We start from the raw sequence: 16,948 nt of genomic DNA, 5'->3' as shown, positions 1-16,948 counted from the left end.
AACTCGTCGAGGACGGCGCGCAGTTCGTGGGCGGCGCGGACGGCGTCGTCGAAGTCGGTGCCGGGCTGCGGGTCGAGGTCGATGCGCAGTTCGTCGGGATGGTCGACGTCGTCGCGGCGCACCGGCCAGGGGTGGAAGGTGAGCGTGCCGTACTGGGCGGCCCACAGCACGGCCGCCGGCTCGGTGGGGCACATCTCGTCGGCGCTGCGCCCGCTGGGGAAGGTGATGTGGGCGGTGGGGATCCAGTCGGGCATGTTCTTGGGGGCCCGCTTCTGGTAGAACCACTCGCCGCCGACGCCGTCCGGGTGGCGCTCCAGAGTGGTGGGCCGCTCGCGCAGGGCGCGCAGGATGCCGGGGCCCACGGCGATGTAGTAGCGGGCGAGGTCCAGCTTGGTGTAACCGGGCTCCGGGAAGAAGACCTTGCCCGGACTGGACAGACGCACGGTCCGCCCGGCCGACTCCAGCTCCACCGCTTCGCCCATGCGAGCCACGGTAGGCGCCCCGCTCCGGGCCCGCACACCGGGCGGCCGGCGCCCGCCACGCGCAGAATCGGACCATGGACCTTCCGGTGATGCCGCCCGTGAAGCCGATGCTCGCCAAGTCGGTCGCGAGGATCCCGCCGGGCATGCAGTACGAGGCGAAGTGGGACGGCTTCCGGGCGATCGTGTTCCGCGACGGGGACGACATCGAGCTGGGCAGCCGTACGACCAAGTCGCTGACCAGGTATTTCCCCGAGCTGGCGGCGGCGCTGAAGGAGCGGCTGCCGCGGCGGTGCGTGCTCGACGGAGAGATCGTCGTCGCCCGCGAGGGGCGGCTGGACTTCGACGCGCTGACCGAGCGCATCCATCCGGCCGACTCGCGGGTACGGATGCTCGCGGAGCGGACCCCGGCGTCGTTCGTGGCCTTCGACCTGCTGGCGCTGGCCGACCGGGCACTGCTGCGGACCCCGCTCACGGACCGGCGCGCACTGCTCGCGACGGCACTGTCCGGGGTGGCGGCGCCGGTGCACCTGGCCCCGGCGACGACCGACGTCGCGACGGCGCGCGGCTGGTTCGAGCGGTACGAGGGGGCCGGCCTGGACGGGGTGATCGCCAAGCCGCTCGACCTGCCCTACCGCCCCGACGAACGGGCCATGTTCAAGATCAAGCACGAGCGGACGGCGGACGTGGTCGTGGCGGGCTACCGGCTGCACAAGAGCGGCCCGGTCGTGGGGTCGCTGCTGCTGGGCCTGTACGACGACCGGGGCGCCCTCCAGCACGTGGGGGTGTCGGCGGCGTTCACGATGAAGCGGCGGGCCGAGCTGATCGAGGAGTTGGAGCCGCTGCGCATGGCGGACGCCCAGGGGCACCCGTGGGCCGCCTGGTCCGAGGAGGCGGCCCACGAGTCGGCCCGGCTGCCGGGGGCGCCGAGCCGCTGGTCGGGAAGGAAGGACCTGTCGTGGGTGCCGCTCGCGCCCGAACGGGTCGCCGAGGTGGCGTACGACCACATGGAGAACGGGGTGCGGTTCCGGCACACCGCGCGCTTCCGGCGCTGGCGCCCGGACCGCACCCCGGACAGCTGCACCTACGGGCAGTTGGAGGAGCCGGTGCGCTACGACCTCGCGGCGATCCTCGCGCCGCCGGCCTGACGGGGGCGCGGGCACCGCCCCCACGCCGGCCTGAGGCACCGCCGCATGCCGACTTGGCGGGGGCGTGCGCGGGAGGGCGCGGGCGCTGCGGGCGCCGCCGCGCCGGTCTGACGGGGAGCGTGGGGGGCGCGGGTGCCGCCGCGCCGGTCTGACGGGGAGCGTGGGGGGGGCGCGGGCGCCGCCGCGCCGGTCTGACGGGGAGCGTGGGGGGCGCCGACGCGGGCTCGCGGCGGGCTCAGGGCTCAGTCAGGGCTTCATCAGCACCTTGACCGCGCCGTCCTGCTTCTGCTGGAACATCCGGTACGCCTGCGGGGCGTCCTCCAGCGGCACGCGGTGGGTGGCGAAGTCGTCCACGCCGAGCGGGTCCTCGTCGGTCAGGTGCGGCAGGATGTCGTCGACCCAGCGGCGTACGTTGGCCTGCCCCATCCTCAGCTGGATCTGCTTGTCGAACAGGGTGAGCAGCGGGATCGGGTCGGCCTGGCCGCCGTAGACGCCGGACAGGGAGATCGTGCCGCCGCGGCGCACCATGTCGATGGCGGTGTACAGCGCGGAGAGCCGGTCGACGCTGAAGCGCTCCGCGAAGGGCGCGCCGATCCTGCGGGGCAGCAGGGCCGCGGCCGACTGGGCCAGTTTCGCGGCGGCGCCCCCGTGGGCCTCGGTGCCGACCGCGTCGATGACGGCGTCGGGTCCGCGGCCGTCGGTCACGTCGCGCACGGCGGCGACGAGTTCCTTCTCGTCGTCGAAGCCGCGCAGGTCGAAGGTCTCGACGCCGCGCTCGCGGGCCCTGCGCAGCCGCTCGGGGACCAGGTCCACGCCGAACACGTGCTCGGCGCCCTGGAGGCGGGCGACCCGGCAGGCCATGTCGCCGATCGGGCCGAGGCCGAGCACGGCGACGGTGCCGCCGGGCGGGATCGCGGCGTACCGCACCGCCTGCCAGGCGGTCGGCAGGACGTCGGAGAGGTAGACGAACCGGTCGTCGGCCGGCCCCTCGGGGATCTTGATGGGGCCGTACTGCGCCTGCGGGACGCGCAGGTACTCGGCCTGCGCCCCGGGCACCGCGCCGTACAGCCGGGTGTAGCCGAACAGGGCCGCGCCCATGCCCTCGGCGCTGACCTGGGTCGTCTCGCACTGGGTGGGCAGGCCGGTCAGGCACATCCAGCAGGTGCCGCAGGCGATCTGGAAGGGCACGACGACCCGGTCCCCGGCCTGGAGGTCGGGCACCGCGGCGCCGACCTCCTCGACGATGCCCATGGGTTCGTGGCCCAGGATGTCGCCGGGAGCCATGAACGGGGTGAGCACCTCGTACAGGTGCAGGTCGGAGCCGCACAGCCCGGTCGAGGTGATGCGGATGACCGCGTCCGTCGGCTCCTCGACATGCGGATCGGGCACGCTCTCCACCCGCACGTCCCGCTTGCCCTGCCAGGTCACTGCCCTCATCGCCGCGCTCCCTCCGGCACTGTGCGCGTCCGGTCGTGGTCCGTTTCGTCCGCTTGTGCGGTGGCGGCCCGGGTACCCCGGCCCTCCCGCGCCCAACCTCGCGCTCTCCGCCCGTGCGTGCGGGCCGACTCGGTGTGGACCCACTCGGTGTGGGCGGACTCTGTGTGGGCCGAGCCCGTGTGGGCCGAGCCCGTGTGGGCCGAGCCCGTGTGGGCTGACCTGCCATGGGCCCACTCACTATGAGCCGACCCACTATGGGTCCACTCGCCATAGACCGACCCACTATGGGTCCACTCGCCATAGACCGACCCGCTACAGGCCCACCCGCCTCAAGGCGACCCGCCATAGGCCCACCCGCCATAGACCGACCCCCAACAGACCAGCCCGCCATGGTCTCACCCCCCATAGGTCCACCAGCTATGGGCCGATCGGTGCAGGGAGGCACACAGCCTGAATCGATCGGGTAGGGACCCTATGAACTGATAAGCGCACAATTGAGGACATGGACAAGGCAGGTGGCTGCGGGTGACGACGGTGGGCGCACGACCAGGGCGCGCGCGGCGTGCCACGACGGTGGCGGGGCTGCTGGCCGCCACGCTGACGGCCTCGCTGGTGGCGGGCTGCACGACGGCCGGTAACCCCGGCGACGACGGGCGCGGGCGGCCGCACCCCACGTCCTCCGACCGGACCGGGACGGGCTCGGCACTCGCCGTGAAGATCGACAACGCCCGTGCCGCCCGCCCCCAGACGGGCCTGAACGAGGCGGACATCGTCTACGTCGAACAGGTCGAGGGCGGGCTGAGCCGGCTGATGGCGGTGTACGCGACCCGGCTGCCGAAGACCGTGGGGCCGGTGCGCAGCGCGCGCGAGAGTGATCTTGAACTGCTGGCCCAGTTCGACCGGCCGACGCTCGCGTTCTCCGGGGCGCAGAGCAAGCTGCTGCCGCTGATCGACAAGGCGCCGCTGCGGGCGGAGCCACCCGGCAGGGCCGCCGGCGCCTACGTCCGCGGCACGGACCGGCCCGCCCCGCACAACCTCTTTCTGCGGCCCCGCGCGCTGGTGCCGAACGCCCCCGGCACGGACGTCCTGACCACCGGCTACCGCTTCGGCGCCGCCCCGGCGGGCGGCGAGGCCACGGCCGCGCAGAGCGTGCGCTACCCGGCCGCCCGCTTCACCTTCACCTGGTCCGGGAGCGAGAAGCGCTGGCTGGTCGCCATGGACGGCCGGGCCGCGTCGACGGCGGACGGTGGACGGATCGGGGCCGGGACGGTGGTGGTGCAGTACGTCAAGGTGCGCACGTCCTCCTTCGGTGACTTCCTCGGCAACAACACGCCGTTCACCGAGACCGTGGGCGCCGGGACGGCGCGGGTGCTGCGCGACGGACGCGCCTACGACGTCCGGTGGAAGCGGGCGAAGGCGGCGGACGGCACGACGTTCACGACGAGGGACGGCCGGCCGATGACCTTCCAGCACGGCCAGGTGTGGGTGGTGTTCGCGAAGGCGTCCTGAGTGCGCCCGCCGTGCGGATCAGGCGTGGCCCACCAGGGGTTCCGCCGGGTCTCGGAGCCCCTCGGCCGCGTCCGCGACGCGCCGCATCAGGTCGAGGAAGCGGGCCTGCTCCTCGGCGGACAGCGGGGCCAGGAAGATGTGGTTCATCCGGGCCGTGCGCACGGAGAGCTTCTTGTGCGCGCGTGCCCCTTCGGCCGTGGGTCGCAGCAGGAAGCGGCGGCCGTCCTCGGGGTCGCGGACCTTGTCCAGCAGCCCGCGCCGCCCGAGCCGGCCGACCACCTCGGCGATCGTGGACCGGTCGAGGCCGACCCGCTCCCCCACGGTCCGCTGGTCCAGCCCCGGCTCGGCGACGAGGGTGTTGAGCACGGCGAACTGGGGCGAGGTGATCTCCTCGGAGACCATCGTGTTCCACAGCAGGTGGTGCGCCTGCTGGAGCCGCCGGGCCAGATGCCCGGGGTGGGTGGTGAGGTCCACGGCGGCCATGCGCGCTCCCTGGTCGGATATTCCTCGCGTATTGAACAGTGCACTGAACGATACCGGAGCTCGCGACGGCCGTCCCGGGCACGGTCGGCCCGGAAGTGCCTGTACTTCCACGGTCTTGACGGTCGGTGGCAGCGGTGGCAGCGTGAGAGGGAGTTCAGGAAAGTAATCAGTGCCCTGACTGTTCGGGGTGCCGGAACTCCGAGCGGAGAGGGCTTCCCGGATGGACAAGGTGGTCGCCACGGCCCTGGAGGCGGTGGCCGATGTGGGCGAGGGCGCCTCGCTCGCGGTGGGCGGCTTCGGGCTGAGCGGGGTGCCGGACGTACTGATCCAGGCACTCCACGAGCGCGGGGTGCGGGGACTGTCGGTCGTCTCCAACAACTGCGGGGCCATGGAGTCCGGGCTGGCCGTCCTGCTGGCGGCGGGCCGGATCGCCCGGGTCACCGGCTCCTACATCGGCGCGAACAAGGAGTTCGCCCGCCAGTACCTGGCCGGGGAGCTGGAGGTGGAGATGATCCCGCAGGGCACGCTGGCGGAGCGGCTGCGGGCCGGAGGGGCGGGCATCCCCGCCTTCTACACCCCGGCGGGCGTCGGCACGCAGGTGGCCGAGGGCGGACTGCCCTGGCGCTACGACGGTTCGGGCGGCGTCGCGCTGGCCTCGCCGCCCAAGGAGGTACGGGAGTTCGACGGCACCGCGTACGTGCTGGAGCGCGGGATCCGCACCGACTTCGCGCTGGTGCGGGCCGCGCGGGGCGACCGGCACGGCAACCTGGTCTTCAACAAGTCCTCCCGGAACTTCAATCCGCCGGCCGCGATGGCCGGGCGGGTGACCGTGGCCGAGGTCGAGGAACTGGTGGAGCCGGGCGGGATCGACCCGGACGCGGTGCATCTGCCGGGGATCTTCGTGCAGCGCGTGGTGGCGCTCACCCCGGAGCAGGCCGCCGACAAGCGGATCGAGCGGCGTACGGTGCGCGGCTGATGGCCTGGACACGCGAGCAGATGGCGGCGCGGGCCGCGCGCGAGCTGGCCGACGGGCAGTACGTCAATCTCGGTATCGGCCTGCCCACGCTGATCCCCGACCAGCTGCCCGAGGGCGTGGAGGTGGTCCTGGAGTCCGAGAACGGCATCCTGGGCACCGGCCCCTATCCCACCGAGGACCGGGTCGACCCGGATCTGATCAACGCGGGCAAGGAGACGGTGACCGTCCTGCCCGGTGCCTCCTTCTTCGACTCGGCCCTGTCGTTCTCGATGATCCGCGGCGGCCACATCGACGTCGCCGTCCTCGGCGCCATGCAGGTCTCCGCGCGCGGTGACCTGGCGAACTGGGCGGTCCCCGGCAAGCTGATCACCGGCATCGGCGGGGCCATGGACCTGGTGCACGGCGCCCGCAGGGTCGTCGTGCTGATGACGCACACCGCCAAGGACGGCTCCCCGAAGGTCCTCACCGCGTGCACGCTGCCGCTGACCGGCAAGGGGTGCGTGGACCGGATCATCACCGACCTCGGCGTCCTGGACGTGACACGGGACGGGCTGGTCCTGGTGGAGACCGCCCCCGGCGTCACGGCGCGGGACGTCGTGGCGCGCACCGGCGCCGAGGTGGCCGTCGCGGAGGGCACGCCGTGAGGACCGTCCGGGCCCCGATCGGCGCCGGCCCCGGCACCCCCGCTCCGCCCGGCACCCCCGCTCCGCCCGGGAACCACGCTCGACCCTGCCACCCCCACCCCCCATCCCGCCCCCCATTCCGCCCCCCGTCCCCCGCGCGGCGGCCACCCGACCGCGGCCCCGTACTCGGCCGTGCCGTCCGCCGGCTCCGCCGTGCCACCGGACGGCCGGCGTACGGCCCGGCGCCCCCACCCCCGCGTCGGCACCGCCGCCGCCGTCGCCCACCGTCTCGCCAGCGCGCGGCGGCACCCCGTGCATCGGCACCGGCCCACCCCGCCGACGATCCCGGAGGGATCCCATGACGCTCACCCAGCAGGACATCGACCGGGAGATCGCGGCCGAGCGCGCCGCGTACGCGGAGCGGCGCGCGGGCGGCGCACCCGTCGAGCACCATCCGCGGCGGGACTACGCGCCCTACCGCTCGTCCGCGCTGCGCCACCCGGTGCAGCCGCTCGTCGCCATCGACGTCGGCGAGGACCCGGAACTGGTGGAGCTGCGCTCGCCCGCCTTCGGCGAGCGCGACCTCGCCGCGGGCGACGACGACCTCACCCGGCAGCACGCCGGGGAGCCGATCGGTGAGCGCATCACCGTCGAGGGGCGGCTCCTGGACCGTGCGGGCCGTCCGGTACGCGGTCAGCTCATCGAGATCTGGCAGGCCAACTCGGCCGGCCGCTACGCCCATAGGCGGGAGCGGCACGACGCCCCGCTGGACCCGAACTTCTCCGGTGTCGGCCGCGCCCTCACCGACGGGGGCGGCCGCTACCGCTTCACCACCGTCCGGCCCGGCCCCTATCCCTGGCGGCAGCACGTCAACGCCTGGCGGCCGGCGCACATCCACTTCTCCCTGTTCGGCGCGGCGTTCACCCAGCGGCTCGTGACCCAGATGTACTTTCCCGGCGATCCCCTCTTCCCCCACGACCCGATTCTGCAGTCGGTGACCGACGACGCCGCCCGGCGGCGGCTGGTGGCCGCCTACGACCATTCCCTGTCCGTACCGGAGTTCTCGATGGGCTACCGCTGGGACATCGTGCTGGACGGGCCGCATGCCACCTGGGCCGGGGAAGGGCGTTGAGCGGGATGACGGAGACCGGCACCGGCCGTGCGGAGCCCGTGCTCCCCACCCCCTCGCACACGGTCGGCCCCTTCTACGGCCACGCCCTGCCCTTCCCCGGCGGGGGCGACATCGCCCCGCTCGGCCACCCGGACACGATCACGCTCCGGGGGCGCGTCCTCGACGGCGCGGGCGAGCCGCTGCCGGACGCCTTCCTCGAACTGTGGGGCGCGGGTCCCGACGGCGAGGTGGCGCGCATCGACGGCTCGATGCGCCGCGACCCGGCGAGCGGCGGCTTCCTGGGCCGCGACGGCGTGGAGTTCACCGGCTGGGGGCGCGTCCAGACCGACGCGGGCGGCCACTGGAGCGCGCGGACGCTGCGGCCCGGAGCGCGCGGACGCTGCGCGCCCTACCTCAGTGTGTGCGTGTTCGCGCGCGGGCTGATGAAGCACCTGTTCACCCGGATCTACCTGCCGGACCACCCGGCCGCGCTCGCCGCCGACCCGCTGCTGGCCCGCGTGGCCGAGGACCGGCGCGCCACGCTGATCGCCGCGGACCGGGGGCGGGGCGCCTACGGTTTCGACATCCGCCTTCAGGGTGAGGGCGAGACGGTCTTCCTGGAGTACCAGTGACTTCTTCCGGCACCGACGGACTGCTCGCCCCCGGGTGGGCCGACTCCCCCGCCGCCCGCACGACCGGCGACCGGGCCTGGCTGGGGGCGATGCTCGACGCCGAGGCCGCGCTCACCCGCGCCCAGGAGGTCCTGGGCCTGGCCCCCGCCGGGGCGGCGGACGCGGTGAGGCGCGCGGCGGACGCGGACCGCTTCGACCCGCGCTCCCTCGCCCGGCGTGCCCGCGCCGCGGGCAACCCGGTCGTGCCCCTGGTCGCGGACCTCACCGGGGCGGTCGGCGCGGAGTACGGCCCGTACGTCCACCGGGGCGCGACCAGCCAGGACATCATGGACACCGCGGCCATGCTGGTCGCCTCCCGTACGCTCGGCCCGGTCCTCGCCGATCTCGACCGCGCCGGACGTGCGCTGGCCCGGCTGGCGGCGGCGCACCGCGACACCGTGCTGCCGGGGCGGACGCTCACCCAGCACGCCGTGCCGACGACGTTCGGGCTGAAGGCGGCCGGCTGGCGGTCGCTGGTGCTGGACGCCCGGGACCGGGTGACGGCGGTGCGTGACGCGCTGCCCGTCCAACTGGGCGGCGCAGCAGGAACGTTGGCGGCCTTCGGTGCCTACGGGGCGAGCGAGCCGGCCGCGCTGCCGCGGGCGTACGCGCGCGAACTCGGGCTGCGGGCACCCGACCTGCCGTGGCACACGCTGCGCACGCCCGTCGCCGATCTCGGCGGTTGCCTCGCCTTCACGGCGGGCGCGCTGGGGAAGACGGCGGTGGACGTCCTCACGCTCTCCCGCACCGAGATCGCCGAGGCCGCGGAGGCCGGCGGCGGGGGCTCGTCCGCGATGCCGCACAAGTCCAATCCGGTGCGGTCCACGCTGATCGCGGCCGCGGCACGGCGGGCGCCCCAGCTCGCGGCGGTCCTGTACGGTTCGCTGGCCGCCGAGGACGAGCGGCCCGCGGGTGCCTGGCACGCGGAGTGGGAGCCGTTGCGGGACCTGCTGCGCCTCGTCGGCGGGGCCGCCCGGGACGCGGTCGAACTCACCGAGGGACTGCGGGTCCTGCCCGGTGCGATGCGGGAGAACCTCGGCCTGACCCGCGGGGCGATCGTCTCCGAGCGGCTGTCCGCCGAACTCGCCCCGCGGCTGGGCCGCGCCCGCGCCAGGGAGCTGCTGACCCGGCTCGCCTCCGAGGAGCGGCCGCTCGGCGAGGCACCGGAGCTGGCGGACGCCGACCTCGACCCGGCCCACTACACCGGCTCCGCGGGAGCCCTCACCGACCGTGCCCTGGAGCGACGTTGACTCTTCTCGACCACCGTGTCGAAGGCCCCGCCTCGGCGCCGCCGCTGCTCCTCGGGCCCTCGCTCGGCACCTCGTACGCCCTGTGGGACGCGGTGGCGCCCGAGCTGTCCGCCGCCCACCGCGTCGTCCGCTGGAACCTGCCGGGGCACGGCGGCTCTGCGGCGGGCCTCGTGCGGGCGGGGGCGACGGTCGCCGACCTCGCCGGACTGGTGCTGGAGCTGGCCGACGCGCTCGGCTTCGACCGGTTCGCGCACGCGGGTGTCTCGCTCGGGGGCGCGGTGGGTCTCCAGCTCGCCGTGGACCGGCCCGAGCGGATCGACTCGCTGGCCGTGATCTGCTCGTCGGCGCACTTCGGCGGTGAACGGCCGTGGCGGGAGCGGGCCGCGCTGGTCCGCCGGGAAGGGCTGGCGCGGCTCGCCGGGAGCGCGGCGGAGCGCTGGTTCACCCCCGGGTTCACCGTGCCGGGGCTGGTCCGGGACCACCGGGAGGCCGATCCGGGCGCGTACGCCGCCTGCTGTGACGCGCTGGCGGCCTTCGACGTGCGCGACCGGCTGGCCGGGATCGGCACCCCCACGCTGCTGATCGCCGGGCGCGAGGACCCCGCGACCCCGCCCGCGCATCTGCGGGAGATCGCGGACGCCGTGCCGGGCGCCACGCTGGTCGAGCTGCCGGGCGCCTCGCACCTGGCCCCCGCGGAGTGCCCCGACGCGGTGCTCACCGCGCTGCGCGCGCACCTCGACGGGGGTGCGCGGCGGGGCATGGCGGTGCGGCGCGAGGTGCTCGGCGATGCCCACGTGGACCGGGCGCAGGCCGGGCAGAGCCCGTTCACCGCGCGCTTCCAGGACTTCGTCGCGCGCTGCGCCCGGGGTGAGATCCGGACCGACCCCACGCTGAGCCGCCGTGAGCGCAGCATGATCACCCTGACGGCCCTGGTCGCGTACGGCCACCACGACGAACTCGCCCTGCATGTGCGGGCGGCCCGCCGGAACGGCCTGACACCCGAGGAGATCGGGGCGGTCCTGCTCCAGACGGCCGTGTACTGCGGAGTCCCGGCGGCGAACGCGGCGTTCACGACGGCGGAGCGGGTGCTCGCCGAGGAGGGATGACGGCGGCCCCGGGGTGACCGTGACGGGCCCTGCCGCCGGGGGACGCGGCTCGGCCGGGATGGCGCGGCAACTGAGCGCCGGCTGGCCCGAGTCGGACGACGCGTCGTCGGGGGTCATCGACCGGTCGCCGGCCGGGCTCACAGCACGCCCGCGCCGAGGGCCGCCTCGGCCTGGAGGACCAGTCCGTCGGCACCGCACGACTGGGCCAGGGTCAGTCCGCGCCGCAGCTCGGAGGGTGAGCGGGCGGCGACGCCGTACTCCACCCGGGCCACGGCGTGTTCGTACTGGCAGGGTGACGCCTCCAGGTAGGTGACGGCCTGCTCGGCGAGCCGCACCGCGCGCTGGCCGGTCTCCAGGTACGCGGCACAGCGCAGGGCTTCGCCGATCGCGGTGTCGGTGCCGAGCCGTTCGGCGTGGCGGCGGACCTCGGTGGAGAGCCGGGCGGCACGGGCCGGGTCCTCGTTGGCGAGGGCGCGCGCCAGGTCGACGGCCCAGGGGGCGAGGACCGGGTTGTGGTGGCCGCGTGCGCCCGCGGCCTTCTCCGCCGCCTCCAGTTCGTTGACGCCGTCCTGGGTCCGGCCGACGGCGAGCAGGAGCCTGCCGCGGACCGAACGCGGGTCGGGCAGCACGATGGTGGAGGGGTAGGGCGGGGCGAAGCCGTACTGCTCGGCGATCTCCCACGCCTCCTCGACCAACCCGCGGGCGAGCAGGGTGTCCACCAGGTTGCAGGTGGCCGACCAGTGCAACGGGAGCCTGCGGCCGACGCGTTCGGCGAGCGACAGCGACTTGCGCAGGGTCTTCTCGGCCTCGCGCAGCCTGCCGCGCCGGCGGTGCGCGATGCCCAGATAGGCGTGGGCCAGGGCGAGATGACCACCGCTCCAGCCCGCGGACTCGTAGGCGCGCAGTCCCTCGTTGTAGAGGGCTTCGGCGCGGTCGAGGCGGTCGGTGTACGTGTAGGCGCTGGCGAGCATCATCAGCAGCTCGATGCCCCACTCGGGGTCGGTCCAGCCGAGTCCGGGTGCGAGGCGGCCGTTGACCAGGGCCCGGTCGCACAGTTCGGCGACCTCCTCGGCGTTCTCGCCGCGGGCCATGGCGTCGAAGCCGCGCAGGATGAGCAGGGCGCGCTCGGAGTTGTCGCGGCCGGTGCAGGTGGCGGCGAGTTCGGCGAGGCGTGCGGAGCGGTCCGGGGTGGTGGCCTCTCCGGCGTGCAGGCCCTCCCACATGAACCGCACGGCCTGAAGGCGCAGCCGCGCTGGTCCGGCCCGGTGCCGGGCGGCCTCGGCCTCCACGGTGCGGACGGCCTCCTCCAACTGGTCGTTGTGGACCAGTGCCTGGGAGAGGCGGAAGACGGCGTCGACGCGTTCGCCGCCGTCGAGTCCGGGCATGGCGAGGGCGGTCTGGAGGTGGTCGATGGTGGTGGCGGGCGCGGTGAGGAGGGTGGCGCAGCCGAGTTCGTACAGGACGCGGGCGTGTGCCTCGGGCAGCGGCGGTTCCAGCAGGGCGCGCTCCAGGCAGCGCCGGGCCGCGTCGGGGGCGCCGACGGCGAGGTGCTCGCGGGCGGCCTCGCGCAGCTGCTCGACCAGTTCCTCGTCGTTGTCGGGGTGGACCTCCAGCAGATGCCGGGCGGCGACCGCGGCACCCCGGCCGTTGTCGGTGACGACGCGGGCGGCGATGCCGTGCATCGCGGTGCGCAGCGCGTCGGGGATGGAGTTGTAGACGGCGGTGGCGATGAGGGGGTGGACGAACTGCAGCTCGCCGTCGCCCGGTCGGACGCCCGCCGGGTCGGGCTGCTCGGTCAGGATGCGCGCGGTGCGCAGGAGTTCGGCGCAGCGGACGGCCTCGTCGGGGCTCATGGTGGCCAGTTCGGCGACCAGGTCGACGGAGATGCCGGTGCCGAGGATGGCCGCGGCCCAGGCGAACCGGGTGGCCTCGATGCCGAGGGTCTCCAGCCGGGCGACGAGGCCGCCGCCGCGGGCCGCGCGGTTGAGGGCGCGCAGTTCGCCGGCCGCGGCCTCGGTCGGCTCGAACTCGCTGTCCTGGACCTTGGCGAGGAGTTCGACGGTCTCGTAGGGGTTGCCGCCGGTGACGGCCCAGACCTCGCGGCAGAAGGGGGCGTCGGCGTGCACGCCGAGGGTGGCGCGGGTGAGTCCGGCGGTGGCGTCGGGCGTGAGGGCGCTCAGGGTGGTGACGGGGACTCCGGCCGCGGTGACCGCGTCGAGGTGGCGGGCGCTCTCGCCGCCGCTCACCTCACCGGGGCGGCGGGCGACCACGACCAGGACGCTGTGCTCGTCGAGGCGTTCGGTGAAGGCGGCGAGCCAGCGCAGTGTCTCCTGGTCGGCCCAGTGGGCGTCGTCGACGAGCAGCACCAGCGGCCAGTCGCGGCGGGAGAGGCGGCGTACGGCCGCGACAAGTCCGTCGCACACGCCCTGCGGGTCGGCCTAGCGCTCGCCGGGCTCGGTGATGCCGAGGGCGGGGCCGGCGATGTCGTACCAGTCTCCGAGGTACTCCCGGGCCTCCTCCGGCATCAGGGAGAGCAGCGCGGGCTGGAGCAGCTGCCGGACGACGTTGAACGGCACGGAGCTGAGGGTCTCGCCGCCGCGGGCGGACCAGACGGTGCAGCCGCGGGCCTCGGCGAGCCGGCGGGTCTGGGCGAGCAGCGCGGTCTTGCCGAGTCCGGCCTCGCCGCGGATCACCAGGAGGCTGCCGCTGGAGGACTCGTCGGCGCACAGCGCGTCCAGGGCCCGCTCGACGTCGGCCACTTCCTTGTCGCGCTCCCACAGGGAGGCCGAGACGGCCGACGTGGGCCGTACCTCCGTCATCCCGCTACCTCCCCGGTGTCGCCCGGACGACGTACAGAACCCGAGGGTAGCCGTACGGCCGACCGAGTGGAGGGCGGTCGGGGCACCTACTGCCGTGATGGGTGACGGTGGGGGCGGGCGGACGACGCGGACGGCCTCCCACCTGCCCCGGAAAAGCTAATCGGCAGTCAAAAACCGGTCAGGTCCGGTCAGTCGGGAGGAGGGCCCGCGGCACGACCGCTGCAGGGCGGGCCCGCCCGGTCGTGCTGTGCGCGCCCCGGGAGGGCGGGGGCGGTGACGACGCACGCCCCGTTCGCGCCGGCGTTCCTCTCCCGGCCCGTCGGCGCGGCGGTGCGGCCCGCCCCGGGGACCGCTCCGGACCGCGTCCGGCGCGGGTCCGCCGTGCATCACCCTGCCGGCCCCGGCGGCGCCACGGATCGGCGTGCGGCCGGCGTACTCCGCCGGGGGAGCCGTCCGCACTCCGGAGCGTGCGCTCGGCCTGTTCGCCCCGGCCGGGGCGGGGCCGCCGAGCGGGGCCCTCTCATCCCGCTTTCACCGACACCTCATACGGTGGACGCATGACGCAGGCGACTCCTCCCGGCTGGCACCCCGACCCGGGCCAGCGAAGTGACGGTCCGCCCACCGAGCGCTGGTGGGACGGCAAGGCGTGGACGGACCGGATACGGCCCGCGGGGCAGGCCGCCGGGGACGCTCCCCCGGAGCCGCCGTCGGCCGAGGCGGCGTACCCGGCGTATCCGGCCTACCCCGCCCATCCCGCCGGCCCCGGTCAGCCGGCTCAGCCGCCGTACCCCGGCTTCCCGGCGCACCCGGGCTATCCGGGCCAGGTGCAGCCCGCGGGGCGGCGCCGGCTGCGTACGGGCATCGCCGTCGGTGTGGCGGTCGTGGTGCTGGCGAGCATCGGCGCGGGCGTGTACGCGCTCAGCGCGGGCGACGACCGGGGCGGCGGCAGCGCCGTCTCCCAGCGGCCGGGGCCGGACGCCACCGGCGGGCCGGGAGAGCGCGGCGGGCCCGGGGAGCGGGGCGGGCCCTTCGGGGACTCCGGCGGGGGCGACGGGGGCGGGGGCGACGGGCGGTCCCCGTCGCCGGAGGGGTCGCAGCCGCCGAAGGTGGACAGCGGCTCGGTGTCCGACCCGGTGAGCGGGATCAGCCTGCCGATCCCGGACGGCTGGTATGGGCAGCGCATCTCGGTGGGGGCGCAGGTGGCCTCGGACTCGACGTACAAGTGTCCCGCGGACGGCTCCCAGGACTGCATGAAGGGCGGCGCCTACTCGGCTCCCGCGCTCGCGCTCGGCGCCAGGGGCACGACCGCCGAGGAGGTCGCCAAGGCGGACATCTCGGCGAACGCCGCCGAGTCCTACGGCAAGGGCTACGGCAAGATCACCTCGCACGACGTGCTGGCCTCCAAGGCGGTGACCGTGGCCGGGCAGAAGGGCTACCTGGTCCGCTGGAAGGCGGTCACCAGCAAGGGCACGGACGGTTACGTCCAGTCGCTGGCGTTCCCCTCGCCCGGCAGTGCCGGGCAGCTCGTCGTGGTCCGCTTCGGGGTCGACGTCACCGAGGGGCAGTCGGTGCTCGACGAGATCACCAAGGGCATCAAGGTGTCCGGCCGCGGCGGCAGCGGCGAGGACGTCTGACGCCGGGTCACCCGGTCACCCGGTCACCCGGTCACCCGGAGAACGGTGCGGCCGGGTGGGGCGCCCCTCCGCTCATGGGGGAACCCCACCCGGCCGGGTGGTGCGCGCCGCCCCCGTCCCCACGGTGCGGCGCGGCGCAGGCGGCCGTCCGGTCGTCGCCGGGACGGCGCCTGGGTCTCAGTCGAGGCCGAGCGTCGGCAGGACGGCGGCCTCCACGAATCCGACGATGTACGCCGCGTCGGCGTCCCGGCCCTCCAGGACGGGCCGGGCGCGCAGCACGCCGAAGATCTGGGCCGGGATGTACTCCAGCGCCGGATGGCCGCGGGCGACCTCGCCGCGCTCGACCCCGCGCCGCAGGATCTCCCGCAGCGCCTCGATCTCGGGGTCGATGAGCGCCTCGCGCAGGGCCCGCTTCAGTTCGGGGTCCTGCATGACGGCGAGGCCGAGGGCCTGCAGCAGCCGGGTGTCCTTCGCCGACCAGGCCCCGGCGACCCGGGCCGCGGCCCGCAGGTCCCCCGCGAGTGTGCCGGTGTCGATCCCGTCGAACCGGGTGCGCCTGCTGGCGCGCAGGGCCGCCGCGACGAACTGCGGCTTGGTCTTCCACTGCCGGTAGAGCGTGGCCTTGCTGCACCGCGTGCTGGCGGCGACGCCCTCCATGGTGACGGCGTCGTAGCCGCAGGAGCGGACCTGTTCGAGCACGGCGTCGAAGAACTCCCGCTCACGCTCGGGCGTGAGCTTGGAGCGGCGCGGGGCGGCGGCCGTCTCCGGTCCGTCCGCGGCCTGCGACGTCATCGTCCCGTCTCCCTCACTCGGTGCCCTCCCCGCGGTCCGCGGGGTGCGGGATCCAGTGTGTCGTACGTCAATCGATACGTCACTGTACCGGAACGCCCGCGTATCGGTACAGTGACGTATCGGTACAGGCGCGTTTCGGTACGGGCCCGTATCGATGCCGAGGAGTTCGCCGGGTCCGAGGAGTCGTCAGGCCGACAAGCTCCGCCAGCACCACTCATGTCAGCGAAGGGGCCGGGGAATGAGCACCCGCACCGAGCCTTCACCGGCGGGAACCGCGGCGGCGCGGCCCCCGCTGGTCCGGGAACTCCCGCTCGTCGCGGGGCTCTTCGTCGTCTGCGGGCTCGCCCGCCGACCGGCCGCGGGCCGTACCGGCGCGTCCTTCCGCAACGCGGACCGGGCGGGGGGCCTGGAGCGGGCCCTGCGGCTGCCCGCCACGGGCCCGGTGCAGAACCTCTCGCCGCGCGGCGGCACCCTGGTCCGCGCGGCCAACACCTCCCACGCCACCGTGCGCTTCCCGGCCACCGTCGCCTTCCTCGGCCGGCGCCACCTGCTGCGCCCCGCGCACTGCGCCTGGGCCAGCCGGGCCCTGACCGCCGTCACCTCCGCCGCCCCGGTGGCTCATCCGGTGTTCCCGCTCGCCCCGCCGCGGATGCCCGCCGCGACCGGCCTGATCGACACGGGCGGGGTGCACGGCCCGTCCGTGTACGGCCCGTCCGTGTACGGCTCCTCCGCGACCGACCAGCTCCCCGACCAGTCCGCCGCGATGCCGTCGCTGCACGTCGGCCGGGTCCTGACGGCGGCGGTCGGCCTGATCGCGGCGACCCGCACCCGGTGGCGGTGGCCACTGCCCCCGGTGCTGACGCCGCTGGTCGTGGTGGGCACGGCCAAGCACCACCGGCCCGACGCGATC

At 75.0% G+C, this 16,948-nt stretch carries 14 protein-coding genes and 1 pseudogene; 10 read left to right on the top strand and 5 right to left on the bottom strand.

The window, feature by feature from the left end:
* Window positions 1–482 (bottom strand): non-homologous end-joining DNA ligase LigD (gene ligD, locus SZN_RS27665; RefSeq protein WP_007501353.1); only part of this gene is annotated, 482 nt, incomplete at its 3' end.
* Window positions 483–556: 74 nt separating this feature from the next.
* On the opposite strand from ligD, the gene SZN_RS27660 reads away from it, so the two are divergent.
* Complete coding sequence (locus SZN_RS27660) at window positions 557–1,627, top strand: ATP-dependent DNA ligase (protein WP_007501351.1); 1,071 nt, start codon at window positions 557–559, stop codon at window positions 1,625–1,627.
* A 246-nt stretch (window positions 1,628–1,873) separates the two neighbouring features.
* On the opposite strand, the gene SZN_RS27655 is transcribed toward SZN_RS27660, so the two are convergent.
* Entirely contained in the window at window positions 1,874–3,064 is a 1,191-nt protein-coding gene (locus SZN_RS27655) for a zinc-dependent alcohol dehydrogenase (protein ID WP_007501349.1), read from the bottom strand.
* A gap of 525 nt (window positions 3,065–3,589) precedes the next feature.
* Between SZN_RS27655 and SZN_RS27650 the strand changes: the two genes are divergently transcribed.
* On the top strand, window positions 3,590–4,573 hold the full coding sequence (locus SZN_RS27650; protein WP_244313427.1) for a DUF3048 domain-containing protein: 984 nt from the start codon (window positions 3,590–3,592) through the stop codon (window positions 4,571–4,573).
* Between the two features lie 18 nt (window positions 4,574–4,591).
* Here the strand turns inward: SZN_RS27650 and SZN_RS27645 are convergent, their stop codons facing one another.
* A complete protein-coding gene (locus tag SZN_RS27645) occupies window positions 4,592–5,056 on the bottom strand; it encodes a MarR family winged helix-turn-helix transcriptional regulator (protein WP_007501345.1) in 465 nt (154 codons plus the stop codon).
* 220 nt (window positions 5,057–5,276) lie between these two features.
* On the opposite strand from SZN_RS27645, the gene SZN_RS27640 reads away from it, so the two are divergent.
* From SZN_RS27640 to pcaDC, 6 genes are all read left to right on the top strand, one after another.
* Window positions 5,277–6,032 carry a CoA transferase subunit A gene (locus tag SZN_RS27640; RefSeq protein WP_007501342.1) on the top strand — a complete coding sequence of 252 codons (756 nt, stop codon included), beginning with the start codon at window positions 5,277–5,279 and terminating at the stop codon, window positions 6,030–6,032.
* Window positions 6,032–6,676, top strand: a complete 645-nt coding sequence (locus tag SZN_RS27635) for a CoA transferase subunit B (RefSeq protein WP_007501340.1) — start codon at window positions 6,032–6,034, stop codon at window positions 6,674–6,676. The genes SZN_RS27640 and SZN_RS27635 overlap by 1 nt, the downstream gene beginning before the upstream one ends.
* A 337-nt stretch (window positions 6,677–7,013) precedes the next feature.
* Window positions 7,014–7,787 (top strand): protocatechuate 3,4-dioxygenase subunit beta, encoded by a 774-nt coding sequence (pcaH, locus tag SZN_RS27630; protein WP_007501338.1) that lies wholly within the window; start codon window positions 7,014–7,016, stop codon window positions 7,785–7,787.
* Between the two features lie 5 nt (window positions 7,788–7,792).
* Entirely contained in the window at window positions 7,793–8,398 is a 606-nt protein-coding gene (gene pcaG / locus SZN_RS27625; RefSeq protein ID WP_007501336.1) for a protocatechuate 3,4-dioxygenase subunit alpha, read from the top strand.
* Window positions 8,395–9,687, top strand: a complete 1,293-nt coding sequence (gene pcaB, locus SZN_RS27620; protein ID WP_007501333.1) for a 3-carboxy-cis,cis-muconate cycloisomerase — start codon at window positions 8,395–8,397, stop codon at window positions 9,685–9,687. The genes pcaG and pcaB overlap by 4 nt, the downstream gene beginning before the upstream one ends.
* Window positions 9,684–10,793, top strand: coding sequence for a bifunctional 3-oxoadipate enol-lactonase/4-carboxymuconolactone decarboxylase PcaDC (gene pcaDC / locus SZN_RS27615; RefSeq protein WP_007501331.1), 1,110 nt, complete (start codon window positions 9,684–9,686; stop codon window positions 10,791–10,793). The genes pcaB and pcaDC overlap by 4 nt, the downstream gene beginning before the upstream one ends.
* Before the next feature lie 137 nt (window positions 10,794–10,930).
* Here the strand turns inward: pcaDC and SZN_RS27610 are convergent.
* A pseudogene (locus SZN_RS27610) lies at window positions 10,931–13,612 on the bottom strand (ATP-binding protein).
* Window positions 13,613–14,169: 557 nt separating this feature from the next.
* Here SZN_RS27610 and SZN_RS27605 point away from each other — a divergent pair.
* A complete protein-coding gene (locus SZN_RS27605) occupies window positions 14,170–15,246 on the top strand; it encodes a DUF2510 domain-containing protein (protein WP_007501329.1) in 1,077 nt (358 codons plus the stop codon).
* Between the two features lie 177 nt (window positions 15,247–15,423).
* Here SZN_RS27605 and SZN_RS27600 read toward each other — a convergent pair whose 3' ends face one another.
* Entirely contained in the window at window positions 15,424–16,038 is a 615-nt protein-coding gene (locus SZN_RS27600; protein ID WP_007501327.1) for a TetR/AcrR family transcriptional regulator, read from the bottom strand.
* A 238-nt stretch (window positions 16,039–16,276) separates the two neighbouring features.
* Between SZN_RS27600 and SZN_RS27595 the strand changes: the two genes are divergently transcribed.
* On the top strand, window positions 16,277–16,948 hold a 672-nt coding region (locus tag SZN_RS27595; RefSeq protein WP_007501325.1), incomplete at its 3' end, for a phosphatase PAP2 family protein.

Source organism: Streptomyces zinciresistens K42, from assembly GCF_000225525.1.
GTDB lineage: Bacteria > Actinomycetota > Actinomycetes > Streptomycetales > Streptomycetaceae > Streptomyces > Streptomyces zinciresistens.
Note: the sequence above shows the minus strand (reverse complement) of the source record. Positions and strands in the feature narration are given on the sequence as shown.